This window comes from Allosphingosinicella sp. (assembly GCF_059502505.1).
Genome location: NZ_JCACEU010000017.1, coordinates 54,251 through 69,185 on the forward strand (window position 1 = coordinate 54,251; position 14,935 = coordinate 69,185).

Genomic DNA, 14,935 nt, shown 5'->3' on the forward strand with positions numbered 1-14,935 from the left:
GGTGGCAGTACAGGAGTTGTTGAAGCGGGCCGCGGCATCGTTCAATCGCGGCGACCTCCGCCATGCCCGATCCGAAGCGGAGGCCGCGCTGGCCGCGCAGCCCGACAGCGCGGCGGCGCTCCAGTTTCTGGGCGTGATCTGCTGCCAGAGCGGCGACCCCGATCGCGGTGCCGATTATCTGAAGCGGGCGCTGCGCAGCGAGCCAGCCAATGCCGGCGCTCGGCTGAACCTCGCGAAGGCGCTGCTTGACCTTGGCAGGCTGGATGAGGCGGCGAAGGTCAGCGCGCACGGTCAGTGGAAGGGCGAGGTGCCGGCCGACGCCTGGCGCCTGCAGGGCGACATCCTGAAGGCTCAGTCGAGACCGGCGGAAGGTGCTCAAGCCTATCGGCGTGTGGTACAGGCGGCGCCGAACGACTTCCAGGCCTGGAACAATCTCGGCACCACGCTCCTCGAAGCGGGCGATGCCGAGGGAGCGATTGAGGCGTTGGGGCGCGCGCGAGGCCTTAGGCCCGGCGAAGCCATCATCCATCTGAATCTCGGCCGTGCGCTCGCCGCCGCCGAACGCAACGAAGACAGCGTCGCCGCGTTCAAGGTCGCGGTCGGGCTCACTCCCGGGGACGCTTCGTATCATCTCGAGCTTGGCCGCGCGCTCAACCGCGTCGGGCGGAACCAGGAGGCGCTGCCGGTGCTCGCCGCCGCCGCCCGCCTCGACCAGCGCAACCCGGCGACCTACGTCGCGCTCGGCCTGACCTTCGCCAGCATGGGCGAGTTCGGCCGCGCCGAGGAAGGCTATCGGGTCGCCCTGCACGTCGACCCGCGCCATGCCGACGCCTATCTCAACCTCGGCATCCTGCTGGAACAGGCCAACAGCATCGACAAGCTCGAAGATCTGCTGGAGCAGGCCCAGGCGAACATGGTCGCTGGAGACGAAATCGACTTCCTGCGGGCGCTGCTGCTCCGCCGCCAAGGAGAGCTGGAGGAGGCGCTCGGACTCGCTGGCCGAACGTCGACCAAGGTGATCGATCCCGTTTTGCGGGGGCATCTGATCGGACAGCTCGCCGACCGGCTCGACGATCCCGAGACGGCCTTTTCCGCCTTCGAGGAAATGAACCGAGCGACCGCGCGCGATCCCTCCGCGATCGGCTTCGACGGCACCGAGCATTGGCGCTTCGTCGACGGACTGAGGGAGATCACGACGAACGCCTGGTATGACAGCTGGCCGGTGGTCGAGGTCGATCCCGTACCGCCCTCGCCCGTGTTTTTGGTCGGCTTCCCGCGCTCGGGCACGACTCTGCTCGACACGATCCTGATGAGCCACCCTGCGACGCATGTGCTGGAGGAGGAGCCCGTGCTGGGCCGCGTCCGGGACCAGCTCGGCGGGATCGAGCCGCTGGCGGAGACGCGCCAGACAGATGTCGACGCTTTGCGGAAGCGCTATTTCGAGGAGCTTGAGGCGATCTCGCCAACACCTCCCGGCAAGCTCGTGATCGACAAGCTGCCGCTCAACATCCTGCGTGCGCCGCTTGCCCACCGCATCTTTCCAGACGCGAAGTTCATCTTCGCGCAGCGGCATCCGTGCGACGTTGTGCTGAGCTGTTTCATGCAGAACTTCAAGATCAACCAGGCCATGGCAAGCTTCCTGACCCTGCAGAATGCGGCCTTGCTCTACGACCGCGTGCTTTCCTATTGGGAGCAATGCCGGGAGGTGTTCCCGCTCCGGGTCCACACCTTGCGCTACGAGGCGATGGTCGCCGATCTGGAGAGCGAGGTGCGGCCGCTGATCGAATTCCTCGGCCTCGCCTGGGACGACGCGATTCTCGACTATCGCAAGACCGCAGCCGACCGCGATTACATCCGCACCCCGAGCTATTCGCAGGTGACGGAGAAGATCTATGCCCGGGCCCGCGGACGCTGGGAGCGCTATCGCAAGCAGATGGCGCCGGTGCTGCCGATCCTCGAGCCGTGGGCGGTGAAGCTCGGTTACGGGAGCCTCGACGAAGCTGCGGCCTCGGCTCGAAATGGCTGAGGAACGGCGCGGTTTCGTCGGATCGTCGATCCTTCGGCAGCCCCCGCCCGTCACCAATCCTGAGGCGGCTCTCGCGATCGGCCTGAAGGCGCTCGACGCGCTGGATGAGCTATCCGGGATCACGGTCATCGAGGGAGCGCTTAGCCACCATCCGCGTGAGCCGCAGCTCTGGCAGGTGCTCGGCCTTCTCCACCGCTCGCGCGACGATCTGGCACCTGCGATCGCCGCCTTCGACCGGGGGGCGGCGCTGGCCCCGCGCGACGCAAAGATCGCGCATGGGCGGGCGCGTGCGCATCTCGAAGGCGGGCGCCCCGCGGCGGGGCTGTTCGCGCAGGCGCAGGCGCTCGCTCCGGATGACGAAGCCGTCGTGCTCGGCCGCGCCTCGGCGGAGCTGGCGGAGGGGCGGCCCGAGGCGGCCGTCGAGCTGCTGAGCGAGCGATTGAGGCGAACGCCGGCCTGGGCCTTCGGCCACTCGGCATTGTCGAAGCTGCGCTGGATGACCGGCGACCAGGCCGGCTTCACCGCCTCGTTCGACGAGGCATTGAAGGCCGCGCCTCGAGATCTCTCGCTGTGGCGGGAATATATAGCGGCTGACACCCATGCCGGGCGCTACGAAGCGGCGCTGGAGGTTATCGCGCGGGGGCGGGCGGCGGCCGGGCCGCACCTCATCTTTGACGCCTATGAGGCGGCATGCTTCGACGATCTCGGACGTCCCGACAGGGCCGCTGCCTTTTTCGACGCGCTCGGCCCGCTCAACGATCATACTTTGGCGGTCTACAAGGTGCGGCACCTGCTGCGCAGCGGCAGGCCGAAGGAGGCTGCAAGGCTAGCGGAAGGCTGGATCCAGGGGCCGTTCGCCAATGCCTTCTGGCCCTATCTCTCGATCGCCTGGCGGTTCACCGGCGATGCGCGGTGGCAGTGGCTGGAAGGCGATGAGCGGCTGGTCGGCATCTACGATCTGGGCGAGCGGCTCGGCTCGATAGAGTCATTGGCTGCGCTGCTGCGCATGCTGCATGTAGCGACCTGCCAGCCGCTCGAGCAATCGGTGCGGGGCGGGACGCAGACGGACGGGCAGTTGTTCACCCGGGTCGATCCGGAAATCCGCCAGCTTCGTGCCGCGGTGGTCGAGGCGGTGGAGCGGCATTTGCGCCAATTGCCGCCGCCTGATCCGAGGCACCCGACGCTGGCGCCGCGGCGGGACCGGCCCGTTCGCTTTTCCGGCTCATGGTCGGTGCGGCTCAAGGGGGAGGGGCATCACGCCAATCACCTTCACCCGGGCGGCTGGCTGAGCTCGGCGCTTTATGTGGCGCTGCCTGACGAAGCGGAGCGAGGCGCGCCGCCGGCGGGTTGGCTGTCGCTCGGCCAGCCGCAGGAGGAGCTGGGCATCGCGCTCGAGCCGTTCCGCCTCGTCGAACCGAAGCCGGGGCGCCTGGTGCTGTTCCCATCGACCATGTGGCACGGGACGGTGTCGTTCGAGGCAGGCGAGCGGCTGACCGTCGCGTTCGACGTGGCGCCGCCGCGCTAGCGGTCGCGGAACCAGCCGGTGATGGCGTAACGGCCGACCGGGCTGAACGGCGGCACATAGGCGACGGAGTGACGCTGGGGGACAGCGAACATGTTGAGGGCGTTGAAGCGAGGCTTGAAGCCGGCGATCACGTCGCCATCCTCGTCGTAGAAGAGCAGATAGCCGCCCCAGTCGGGGCGCCAGTCGCCGGTCGTGAAATTGAGGACGTAGGCGATCCGCCAGCCCTCGGCCATGTGGCTGTCATTGTGCTGGGTGAGGAAATTGCCGGGGCCGAACAGGGTCGCCTGAGCGTCTGCCTTGCGCAGCTCCGGGATGCTGGTCACCTCGCGCACCAGCTCCATGAACGGTTCGTCGTTGATATGCTCGAGCAGCAGTTCGAGCGGATGGCCAGGGTCCCATCGCTCCAGATGCGCATCCAGGATCGGGTAGGCCTGGTAGATGAAGGCATAGTCCGGGCCCTGCATGGCGGACTTGAGCCGGTTGCTCATGTCGGCGAGCTGCTGCGGCGTCTTCTGCGCGACAAGATGGCGTCGGACATGCTCCGGCTTGGCACTCCCCGCCTGCCAAGAGATGCCCCAGGGGGTGTGGCGCGACAGGATCTTGTGGATCTCGCGCGCGGTGCGTTCGGTAAGGACGTCGCGGATCTGGATGCGGCGGTCGATGGCGAAGCGTTCGGCAAGCGCGCGGCGGTCGAGTTCGGGGTTGACCTCGAAAAGGGGGATTTCCTCGTTCATCGTGATGCCGCGTCTGCGGAAGCGGGCGATGCGCCGTCAAGACCCGTGCGCAGCCAGCCGGTGATCGAGACGCGCGGATGCGGCGCGGACGGGGTGACGTAGCTGACGCTGTGCTGCATCGGCAGGCCAAAGATGCTGAGCGCGTTGAAGCGCGGGGCAAGCCCGCGATCGATGTCCCCTTCGGCATCGTGAAAGAGCAGCAAGCCGCCCCAATCCGGGCGCCATTCGCCGGTCAGGCCGAGCACATAGGCCACGCGCCGGTTCTTGCCCTCGACGTCGTCGTCATGGGCGGTGAGGAAATGGCCGGCGCCGAAGCGGGTCGCCTGGGCGTCGAGAAAAGTGACGTCGGCGGCGCCGGTGATGCGGCGCAGGACGTCGACCACCTCGCCGCTCGACATGAAGAGGGCGAAATTGTCGAGCAGCGAGGCGCGGTTCCGCCGCTCCACCGCATCGTCCGATACCCGGATGCTCTCGAAGCGAAACTGGAAATGACGGGCGGCGGCGGCAGTGACCTTTTGGTCCAGCTCGGCGCGCTGGGCCTCGCTGAGCGCGGCCTGTCCGGCGTGGTCCATCTCATAGACCTTGTCGCCGGCGTTGAGGACCAGCCGCCAATCCTCCCGCTCCGCCAGATGCGCCTGCAGCCGGGCGGCGCCGTCGCCGGCAAGAAAAGGCGCGATCCGCACCCGCCGGTCGCGCGCATAGGCTTGGCGGAGCCGCTCGACGTCCAGATGTGGATCGAGGCTGAAGCTCAAGCGGCTTCCTCGCGCGGCGCCGGCTCCGACGTGTCGAGCGTTAGCGCGCCTTCGCCTTCGCCCACGCGAACGATGGAGCCGTCGGGGATGTCGCCGCGGAGGATCGCGTCGGCGAGCGGGTCCTGGAGATATTTCTGAACTGCGCGCTTCAAGGGCCTCGCGCCGTAGACGGGATCGTAGCCGACGCGGCCGAGCCAGTTGCGGGCGCCTTCCGAGAGATCGAGCGTGATCTTGCGGTCGGCGAGAAGCTTGCCGACGCGGGCGACCTGGATGTCGACGATCGGGCCCATATGCTCCTGGCCGAGGCGGTGGAACAGGATGATCTCGTCGAGGCGGTTGAGGAATTCCGGCCGGAAATGCCCGCGCACCACCTCCATCACCTGCGGCTCGACCTTCTCCACATCCTCGTCGTCGGTCAGGCTGGTCAGATACTGGCTGCCAAGGTTCGAGGTCAGGATGATGATCGTGTTGGTGAAGTCGACTGTGCGGCCCTGGCCGTCGGTGAGGCGGCCGTCGTCCAGCACCTGGAGGAGGATGTTGAAGACGTCGCCATGCGCCTTCTCGACCTCGTCGAACAGGACCACCTGGTAGGGACGGCGCCGCACCGCTTCGGTGAGAACGCCGCCTTCCTCATAGCCGACATAGCCCGGCGGCGCGCCGATCAGGCGGGCGACGCTGTGCTTCTCCATGAATTCCGACATGTCGATGCGGACCATCGCGTTGGCGTCGTCGAACAGGAACTCGGCCAGTGACTTGGTCAGCTCGGTCTTGCCGACGCCGGTGGGGCCGAGGAACAGGAACGAGCCCATCGGCCGGTTCGGGTCCTGCAGGCCGGCCCGCGCGCGGCGGATGGCACGGCTGACGGCGGCGACGGCAGCCTGCTGGCCGATCACGCGCTTGCCGATCACCTGCTCCATCTGCAGCAATTTCTCGCGCTCGCCGGCCAGCATCCGCTCCATCGGAATGCCGGTCCAGCGCGCGACGACGCCGGCAATGTCCTCGGCGGTGACTTCCTCGCGCAGCATTGCGGTGGCGCTGGTCGCCTGAGCTTCGGCCAGGTCGCGCTCCAGCTGCGGGATACGTCCGTATTGGAGCTCGCCGGCCTTGGCGAGATCGCCGCCGCGCTGCGCCTGCTCCAGCTCGAGCCGAGCGGTGTCGAGTTGCTCCTTGATCTTGGACTCGGCCGCGATCTTCTCCTTCTCGCCCTGCCAGCGCGTGGTGAGTTCGGTCGACTGCTGCTCGAGGTTGGCGAGGTCCTCCTCCAGCGTCGCCAGCCGATCCTTTGAAGCGCGGTCCGTCTCCTTCTTCAGCGCCTCACGCTCGATCTTGAGCTGGATGATGCGCCGGTCGAGATTCTCGATCTCCTCAGGCTTCGACTCCACCTCCATGCGCAGGCGCGAGGCGGCCTCGTCCATCAGGTCGATCGCCTTGTCGGGGAGGAAGCGATCAGTGATGTAGCGATTGCTGAGCGTCGCCGCCGAGACGAGCGCGCCGTCGGTGATGCGCACGCCGTGGTGCAGCTCGTATTTTTCCTTGAGGCCGCGGAGGATCGAGATCGTGTCCTCGACCGTCGGCTCGCCGACGAAGAGGGGCTGGAAGCGCCGCTGGAGAGCCGGGTCCTTCTCGACATGCTTGCGATATTCGTCGAGCGTGGTGGCGCCGATGCAGTGGAGCTCGCCGCGGGCCAGCGCCGGCTTCAGCAGGTTGGACGCGTCCATCGCGCCTTCCGATTTGCCGGCGCCGATCAGCGTGTGCATCTCGTCGATGAAGAGGATGATGTCGCCCTCGGCCTGGCGGACCTCGTCGAGCACGCCCTTCAGCCGCTCCTCGAACTCGCCGCGATATTTCGCGCCGGCGATCAGCGCGCCCATGTCGAGCGCCATCACGCGTTTGTCCTTGATGCCGTCGGGCACGTCGCCATTGGCGATGCGGAGCGCCAGACCTTCGGCGATCGCGGTCTTGCCGACGCCGGGCTCGCCGATCAGGACGGGGTTGTTCTTGGTGCGGCGGGCGAGGACCTGGACGGTACGACGGATCTCCTCGTCGCGGCCGATGACCGGGTCGAGCTTGCCGGCGCGCGCGGCCTCGGTGAGGTCGCGGGCGAACTTCTTGAGGGCGTCGTAGCGGTCCTCGGCCGACTGGGTGTCGGCGGTGCGGCCGCCGCGAAGCTGGTTGATCGCCGCGTTCAGCGCGTCCGGCTTGAGGCCGGCATCGGCGAGCGCCTTGCCGGCGCTGGTGGTGGTTGCCAGCGTCAGGGCGAGCAGCATCCGCTCGACGGTGACGTAGGAATCACCGGCCTTCTGGGCGACCTGCTCGGCCTGGTCGAGCACGCGCAGGGTCTCGCCGTCGAGGCCGGGCGCCTGGGTGGCGCCGCTGCCGCTTACGACCGGGACCTTGGCGAGCGCCTCGTCGGTCTCGCGGCGCGCCGCCTCGGCGCTGCCGCCGGCGCGGGCGATCAGGCCGGCGGCCATGCCCTGCTCGTCCTCCAGCAGCGCCTTCAAGAGGTGGATCGGCTGGATGCGCTGGTGGTTCATGCGCACCGCGACGGTCTGCGCGGACTGCAGGAACCCACGTGCGCGATCGGTGAATTTCTCGAGGTTCATACGCCCTTGTCTCTCCTTCGAGGAGGCATGTAGTGTTGCACATCGGCAACACAAGACGGTGAGCACGGGATAGTTTGCCGGGCCGAGTCGATCGGCGCCCGAGGCGCACCGACAGGGTAAAGCTTACACAACTGACACATGCCATCCACCCTGTGTCAGCTTGGCCCAGCCATTGCTTTGGACGATACCGAGACAGGGAGAGAGCGACGGCATGGTCGCAGGGTAGCCGCTGGCGGCCACTGTAGGAAAGGTCCGCTTCGCACCCGCCCAACTCTCCCTTCCCCAAGGGAGGGGCTGGGGGTGGGTGGCAGCCGGGCGGGCTTGATGCCCGCTCGGATGCACCTTCAGCGGCATTGAGCCGCTTCAGTCGCCACCCACCCCTTGATCCCCTCCCTAAAACGGGAGGGGGAATTAGGGCGCTGAGCGCGTCGCCTTGAGTTGATCGCCGCCGACGGCTTGGCCGAAGAAGCTGTTGCCGTACCAGCGCGGAGCTTCCGGCGCGTCGGCGATTTCGCGGGCGATCAGGTAGTTGATGCGGGCGAACTTGGCGGCGGCGTCCCAGTTGAAGGGGAGGTCGGGCTCGTCGGTGGGCTTGTGATAATATTGGGCGAAGAAGTCCTTCCAGATCTTCTCGCCGCCATTGGCGAAGCCGGTCATCAGCATCACCGAAGGCACGCCCGCCTGGACGAAGCGATAATGGTCGGAGCGGGTGAAGATGCCCTGCTCCGGCATCGGATCGGCGGAGAGGGCGATGTTCATCTGTGCGCCGGCGCGGGCGATAGTCTCGCCGAGCGTCGAATGGTCGGAGCCGAAGGCGATCAGGTCGGTAAAGTCATAGAGCAGGACCGGCATATCGAGATTGACGACGCCGACCACCTTGCCGCTGCCGACAACCGGGTTCTGCGCGAGATATTCGGAGCCGAGCAGGCCCTTCTCCTCGGCGGTGACGGCCGCGAACAGGATCGAGCGCTTTGGCCGGTTCGGGGAGGCGGCCATGGCCTTGGCGACCTCGATCAGGGTCGCGGTGCCAGCGGCATTGTCCATCGCGCCATTGTAGATCTTGTCGCCCTCGGCAGCGGGGTTGACGCCCTCATGGTCGAGATGGGCCATCAGCACGACATATTCGTTGGCGAGCGCGGGGTCCGAGCCCGGGAGGACGGCAAGGACGTTGGGGCTGGTGATGCGGCTGATGTCGCTCTGGCGTTCGATCCGAAGCGTCGGCTTCAGCGCAAAGCCGCGGGGCTTGCCGCCGGCGCGCTCGGCCTCTGTTAGAACGGCGGAGAGGGAGCGGCCGGAGCCGGCGAAGAGGGCCTCGGCGGCGGCATCGCCGAGCGTCGCGGCGGCACGGATGCCCGGCGCGCGCTGAAAGGCGCGTCCATCGGGGCGAACCCAGCTCATCGACGGCTCCCGCAGGCCCGCAGTCCGGCGCGACCAGGGAATCATGCCCGAGGCCTGCTTGGTCAGGATCGTGACCATGCCGACGGCGCCGCGCTTTTCCGCCATGCGCGCCTTTTCGGCATTGAGGTGGGCGCCCATCTCGCTGGCGGTGCCGTTGGGATAGCCGGTCAGCACGGCGACAATCTTTCCGCGCACGTCCAGGCTGCGATAATCGTCGAAGCCTTGGGCGGGCATGTCGAGCCCGTAGCCGACGAACACGACCGGGGCCTCGACGCTCTGGGTGGCTTCGGCCGTCGTCGGGTAGACGAGCACGTCCTGGCCGTTGGCGAAGCTGCGGCCGCCGATCGTCACCGTCGGCGCCTGGTCGGAGAGGCGGCCGACGAGGAAGGGGACCTGCTGATACCAGCTGCCGTTGGCGCCGGGCTTTAGGCCAAGCGCCTGGAAGCGGGTGGCGACGTAATTGGCGGCGATGTCGTAGCCGCGGGTGCCGGTGTCGCGGCCTTCGAGCAGGTCGTCGGCGAGGAAGTCGACATGGGCGCGGAACGCCTCGGGCGCGAAGACGGGCACCGCCTCCTGCTGCTGGGCGGAGCCGGCGACGGGGAGGGAGAGAGCGAGAAGAGAGAAGGCGGCGAGAAAGCGCATGCGAGCTCCCGGAGCTGAGGGTGCAGGAGGGCTAGCGCAGATTCCCCGCTCCGTCATCCCGGGTGACAGCCGGACGGGATCGTGTCACCAACTGCCGCCATGGGGCGGGTGATCGGGCGGAGAGCGAAGCGCATTGGCCTGGGCCTGCTGGTCCTGCTCCTGCTCGTGTTGGCGGGGCTTGCGTTCTGGGAGCCGTTCTGGGCGGAACGGCGGGACGTGCCCGGACGGCGGACCTACGACGTCACGATCGTTCGGGACGAGTTCGGCGTGCCCCACATCTTCGGGGCGACGGACGCGGACGTCGCCTACGGCCTCGCCTACGCCCATGCCGAAGACGATTTCGAGACGCTGGAGGAGGTGCTGGCGATGACCCGCAGCCGCCTCGGCGCGCTCAATGGCGCCGACGGTGCGGCGACGGACTTCGCGGCGGCACTGCTCGACGTGCGGAAGACGGTCGATCGGGCTTATGACCGCCAGCCGGCGGATGTGCGGGCGCTGCTCGAAGCCTATGCGGCGGGGCTCAACCGCTATGTCGAGAAGCATCCCGGCGAGGCGCGGCTCAGCGGGCTGTTTCCCGCCGACGGCAGGGACGTGGCGGCCGGGTTCGTGCTGCGCTCCCCGTTTTTCTTCGGCCTAGACACGGTGATTGGCGCGCTTGCCCGCGACGAGGATTTGCGACCCGAGCGCGCCGGAACGATCCCGGATGCGCCCAATGTGACGCCCGCCGGTCCGGACGAGATCGAGAAGGGCTCCAACGCTTTCCTGGTGGCGCCGTCGCGGTCGGCGGACGGGGCGACGCGGCTCGTCTCCAACGCGCACCAGCCGTGGAGCGGCGGCGTCGCCTGGTACGAGGCGGTGGTGCACAGCCGCGAGGGCTGGGACTTTGCCGGCGCCCTGTTCCCGGGCTCGCCCTTCCCGCTGATGGGGCATAATCGCACGCTCGGCTGGACCAACACGGTCAACCGGCCCGACCTGATCGACGTTTACAAGCTCACCCTCGACGAGAGCGGCGAGAACTACCTGTTCGACGGGCAGTGGCGGCCGCTGGAACGCAAGCGCGTGGTGCTGAAGGTGCGGATGGGACCGATCGTGGTGCCGGTGCCGCGGACGCTCTACCGGTCGGTGCACGGGCCGGTGCTGATCAACGAAAGGGGCGCGTTCGCGATCCGCTATGCGGGCGCCGATCAGCTCAGGATGATCGAGCAATATTACCGGCTCACCAAGGCACGCGATTTTGGCGAGTGGCAGCGCGCCATGGCGATCCAGGGCGTGCCGGCCACTAACTTCCTCTATGCCGATGCGGCTGGGAACATCGCCTTCTTCTACAATGCGATCTTTCCCGATCGGCGGCCGGGCTTCGACTGGGGCAAGGTGCTGCCGGGCGACAGGTCGGCAGCCTTGTGGACGCGGTCGCTGCCGTTCGCGCGGGTGCCGCGGATCGTCAATCCGGCGAGCGGCTACATCATCAATGCCAACAACACGCCGTTCCTGGCCGCGGGACCTGGGTCGGAGCTCGATCCCGCCGCCTTTCCGGCGCGAATGGGCATCGAGACCGACTCCACCAATCGCGGCATCCGCTCGATCGAGCTGATGGAGGCGGACCGCTCGATCAGCGAGGCCGAGCTGGAGGTTATCAAATATGACACCGGCTTCAGCCGCCGCTCCTATCTGACGGACTGGATGCAGGCGATTGCGGCGCTTGACCTTCGCGGCGCTGGCGAGCTGCGGGAGGCGCAGGCCCTGCTCGCCACCTGGGACTGGACGCTGGACGGGCGCGGGTCGGCCGATGCGCTTGCCCTGCTGGTCACTCGCCCTGCCAATCGCCAGCATTACCGGCGCCTGCCTCCGCCCGATGCGAAGGAGGAGCTGGAGGCAGCCGCCGCGCATCTGCGCACCCATTTCGGCCGGCTCGACCCGCCGCTGGGAAGCCTGCTCCGCCTGCGTCGGGGCAAGGTCGACCTGCCGATGGACGGCGGGCCGGACGTGCTGCGCGCGGCGCCGCTCTGGGACATCGAGGAGGACGGACGGGCGAAGGTGCGGCACGGCGACAGCTTCATCATGTTCGTGTCGTGGGACCAGGCGGGGAAGGTGCGGTCCCGCTCGATCATGCCGTTCGGGGCGAGCGACCGGCCGGAGTCGCCCCATTATGCCGACCAAGCGCCCCTGTTCGTCCGGCACCGGCTGAAACCGGTCCATTTCGAGCCTGCGGACCTCCGCGCGCATGCACGCCGATCCCACAGGCCTTGATTTTCAAGGACTTTTTCCGGGACCAAATTGTTGCACCCCGGGCCTTAGTCTCTATTTTGCGCGCACAGGGATGAAGAGGATAGTTTCTTGATGCGTCGCACCTTGCTCCCGCTCCTGCTCGGCACCGCTTTGATCCTGCCGGCCTGCGCGACCTCCACCACAAACGCCGAAGCCCCGACCACACCCGCCGCCGCTCCGGCCGAGCCGGGAATCGCCCCCGCGGCGCCCGTTCCCGAGCTGGTCAGCCGCGTCGACATCCCGTTTCAGAGCTTCACCCTCGAGAACGGCCTCACCGTGCTGGTCCACGAGGACCGCAAGGCGCCGGTGGTGGCGGTGTCGGTCTGGTACAATGTCGGGTCGAAGGACGAGCCCAAGGGCAAGACCGGCTTCGCCCATCTGTTCGAGCATCTGATGTTCAACGGCTCGGAAAATTCGCCGGGCGACTTCTTCGAGCCGCTGCAGCAGATCGGCGCGACTGACTATAACGGCACGACCAGCTTCGATCGGACCAACTATTTCCAGACGGTGCCGACGGCGGCGCTGGAACGGGCCTTGTTCCTCGAGTCCGACCGCATGGGCTATCTGCTCGGTGCGGTCACGCAGGAGAAGCTCGATAACCAGCGCGGCGTCGTCCAGAACGAGAAGCGCCAGGGCGACAACCGCCCGGGCGGCCTCGTCTGGTACCGCGTGCTGGAGGAGATCTTCCCGGAGGGGCATCCCTATCGCCACTCGACGATCGGATCGATGGCGGACCTGGATGCGGCGAGCCTCGCCGACGTGAAGCAGTGGTTCCGCGACAATTACGGACCCAACAATGCCGTGCTGGTGCTCGCCGGCGACATCGACCCGGCCAGCGCCAGGCCTCTCGTCGAGAAGTATTTCGGCGCAATCAAGCGCGGGCCGGTGAACGAGCCGGCGCAGGCCGCCGTGCCGACCTTGAGCGCGCCCAAGGAGGTCGTGATGCACGACCGCGTCGCGGCGACGACAGTGTCGCGCTACTGGCCGGTGCCGGGCCTGCTCGACGAGCAACTGGTCGCGCTTGACCTCGGCGGTTGGGTGCTCGGCGGTCTGTCGAGCTCCCGGCTCGACAACGTACTGGTGCGCGACGAGAAGATCGCAGTCTCGGTGAGCGCGGGCCTGATCCCGCTCCAGCGCGTCGGCCTGTTCACCGTCAGCGCGACGGTGAAGCCGGGCGTCGATCCCGCGCTGGTCGAGCGGCGGCTCGACGAGCTGGTGGCGCAGTTCGTAGCGGAGGGGCCGAAGCCCGAGGAGCTGACCCGCGCCTCCACGATCGAGGTGTCGCAGCGGATCATGGGTCTGGAGCAGGTCGGCGGCTTCGGCGGCAAGGCCGTCGCGCTGGCCGAGGGACAGGTCTACGCCGGTGATCCGCTCTTCTACAAGAAGTCGCTGGAGCTCTACGCCCAGACCTCGCCCGCGCAGGTGCGGCAGGCACTGCAGCAATGGCTGAACAGGCCCGCGCTCAAGCTCACGCTCGCGCCGGGCGAACGCGAGGCTTACGAGGAAGCGAAGGCGGTCGCCGCCGCGGCGCCCGCCAAGCCTGCGGCCAACGCCAAGACGCCGACCAAGTTCGCGCGCCAGATGCCGGAGGTCGGGCAGCTTGGCGAGCTCGATTTCCCGGACGTCCAGCACGCGACGCTCTCCAACGGCGTCAAGGTCCATTACGCGCAGCGAACGGCGACGCCGACGGCGCGGATCGCGTTGTCGTTCGATGCCGGCAACGCCGCCGATCCGGTCGACGCGCGCGGCACGCAGGCGCTGGTGCTCGGCCTGCTCGACGAGGGCACGACGCGGCTGAGCTCGGTCGAGATTGCCGAAGAGCAGGAGCGGCTCGGCGCCAAGATCAGCGCCAGCGCCACGATCGACCGCACCAACGTCAACCTCTCCGCGCTGACGCCGAACCTCGCGCCGTCGCTCGACCTGCTGGCGGACGTGGTCATGAACGCGGCCTTCGCCCCGGCGGAAGTGGAGCGCGTCAAGGCGCAGCAACTCACCGCCATCGCCCAGGAGCTGAAGGACCCCTACGGCATCGCCAACCGCGCGCTGCCGGCTTTGCTCTATGGCGAGAGCCATCCCTATGCGACTGCCGGCGCCGGCGACGCGGCGGCGGTGACGAAGCTGGAGCGGGGCGACCTGATCGCTTTCAAGGAACGCTGGATCCGGCCCGACAATCTGGAGATCTTTGCGGTCGCGGACGTGCCGCTCGACCAGCTGCTGCCGATGCTGGAGGCCCGCTTCGGCCACTGGGCGCCGCCGGCCGCGGCCAAGGGCATGAAGAGCTTCACCGCGACGATACCGGCCGCCCGCCAGCGGGTGGTGCTGATCGACCGCCCCGGCTCGCCGCAATCGGTGATCCTTGGCGGGCTGGTGACGCCCTTCAAGGGCCGCGACGACCTCGTCGACATCATCTCCGCCAACGACATCCTCGGCGGCAACTTCCTGTCGCGCATCAACATGGACCTTCGTGAGACCAAGGGCTGGTCCTACGGCGTCAGGGGCTGGGTGCAGCGCGGCGTCGAGCTCGTGCCCTACCTGATCTCCGCGCCCGTCCAGGCCGACCGGACCGGGGATTCACTCGCCGCTTTGATGACCAACGTGCGCGACTTCCTCGGCAGCAAGGGCGTGACCGAGGAAGAGCTGGCCCGCACGGTCAGGAACAATGTCCGCAGCCTTCCGGGCAGCTTCGAGACCTCGTCGGCGGTGCTGAACGGCATCCAGACCAACGTCCTCTACGGACGCCCCGACAATTATTACGAGATGCTGGCCGACATCTATCAGGCGCAGACGCAGGAACGGCTGAACGCCGCCGCCCGCAAGGCGATCGATCCTAAGAATTTCGTCTGGGTGGTGGTCGGCGAGGCAGCCAAGGTCCAGCCGCAGCTGGCGAAGCTCGGGTTGCCGGTCGAGGTGCGGGAGGCGAGCCCGGACGCGGTGCCGGGAGCGCCCGTCACGGGGCAATGATTGATCTCTCCTCCCTTGCCGGGAGGGGA

The 14,935-nt window shown here is 67.9% G+C and carries 8 protein-coding genes; 4 read left to right on the top strand and 4 right to left on the bottom strand.

The window, feature by feature from the left end; all coding sequences use genetic code 11:
• The first annotated feature begins 1 nt into the window (after position 1).
• The gene (locus tag AC5JBD_RS12050; RefSeq protein WP_495722060.1) at positions 2-2,026 is read left to right on the top strand and encodes a sulfotransferase; all 2,025 of its coding nucleotides are present in this window, start codon (positions 2-4) and stop codon (positions 2,024-2,026) included.
• Positions 2,019-3,551 carry a 2OG-Fe(II) oxygenase family protein gene (locus AC5JBD_RS12055; protein WP_495722061.1) on the top strand — a complete coding sequence of 511 codons (1,533 nt, stop codon included), beginning with the start codon at positions 2,019-2,021 and terminating at the stop codon, positions 3,549-3,551. Before AC5JBD_RS12050 ends, AC5JBD_RS12055 begins: the two co-directional genes overlap by 8 nt.
• Here AC5JBD_RS12055 and AC5JBD_RS12060 read toward each other — a convergent pair.
• The 4 genes from AC5JBD_RS12060 to AC5JBD_RS12075 all read right to left on the bottom strand — a co-directional run bounded on the left by AC5JBD_RS12060 (position 3,548) and on the right by AC5JBD_RS12075 (position 9,680).
• Positions 3,548-4,285 carry a 2OG-Fe(II) oxygenase gene (locus AC5JBD_RS12060; protein WP_495722062.1) on the bottom strand — a complete coding sequence of 246 codons (738 nt, stop codon included), beginning with the start codon at positions 4,283-4,285 and terminating at the stop codon, positions 3,548-3,550. The two genes, AC5JBD_RS12055 and AC5JBD_RS12060, sit on opposite strands and share 4 nt — an antisense overlap.
• Complete coding sequence (locus AC5JBD_RS12065) at positions 4,282-5,037, bottom strand: 2OG-Fe(II) oxygenase (protein ID WP_495722063.1); 756 nt, start codon at positions 5,035-5,037, stop codon at positions 4,282-4,284. Before AC5JBD_RS12065 ends, AC5JBD_RS12060 begins: the two co-directional genes overlap by 4 nt.
• On the bottom strand, positions 5,034-7,640 hold the full coding sequence (gene clpB, locus AC5JBD_RS12070) for an ATP-dependent chaperone ClpB (RefSeq protein WP_495722064.1): 2,607 nt from the start codon (positions 7,638-7,640) through the stop codon (positions 5,034-5,036). Before clpB ends, AC5JBD_RS12065 begins: the two co-directional genes overlap by 4 nt.
• 411 nt (positions 7,641-8,051) lie before the next feature.
• Positions 8,052-9,680, bottom strand: coding sequence for a M28 family metallopeptidase (locus AC5JBD_RS12075; RefSeq protein ID WP_495722065.1), 1,629 nt, complete (start codon positions 9,678-9,680; stop codon positions 8,052-8,054).
• Positions 9,681-9,779: 99 nt separating this feature from the next.
• On the opposite strand from AC5JBD_RS12075, the gene AC5JBD_RS12080 reads away from it, so the two are divergent.
• Both AC5JBD_RS12080 and AC5JBD_RS12085 read left to right on the top strand, forming a co-directional pair.
• The gene (locus AC5JBD_RS12080) at positions 9,780-11,927 is read left to right on the top strand and encodes an acylase (protein WP_495722119.1); all 2,148 of its coding nucleotides are present in this window, start codon (positions 9,780-9,782) and stop codon (positions 11,925-11,927) included.
• Positions 11,928-12,017: 90 nt separating this feature from the next.
• On the top strand, positions 12,018-14,906 hold the full coding sequence (locus AC5JBD_RS12085; protein ID WP_495722066.1) for a M16 family metallopeptidase: 2,889 nt from the start codon (positions 12,018-12,020) through the stop codon (positions 14,904-14,906).
• The last annotated feature ends 29 nt before the right edge of the window (positions 14,907-14,935 follow it).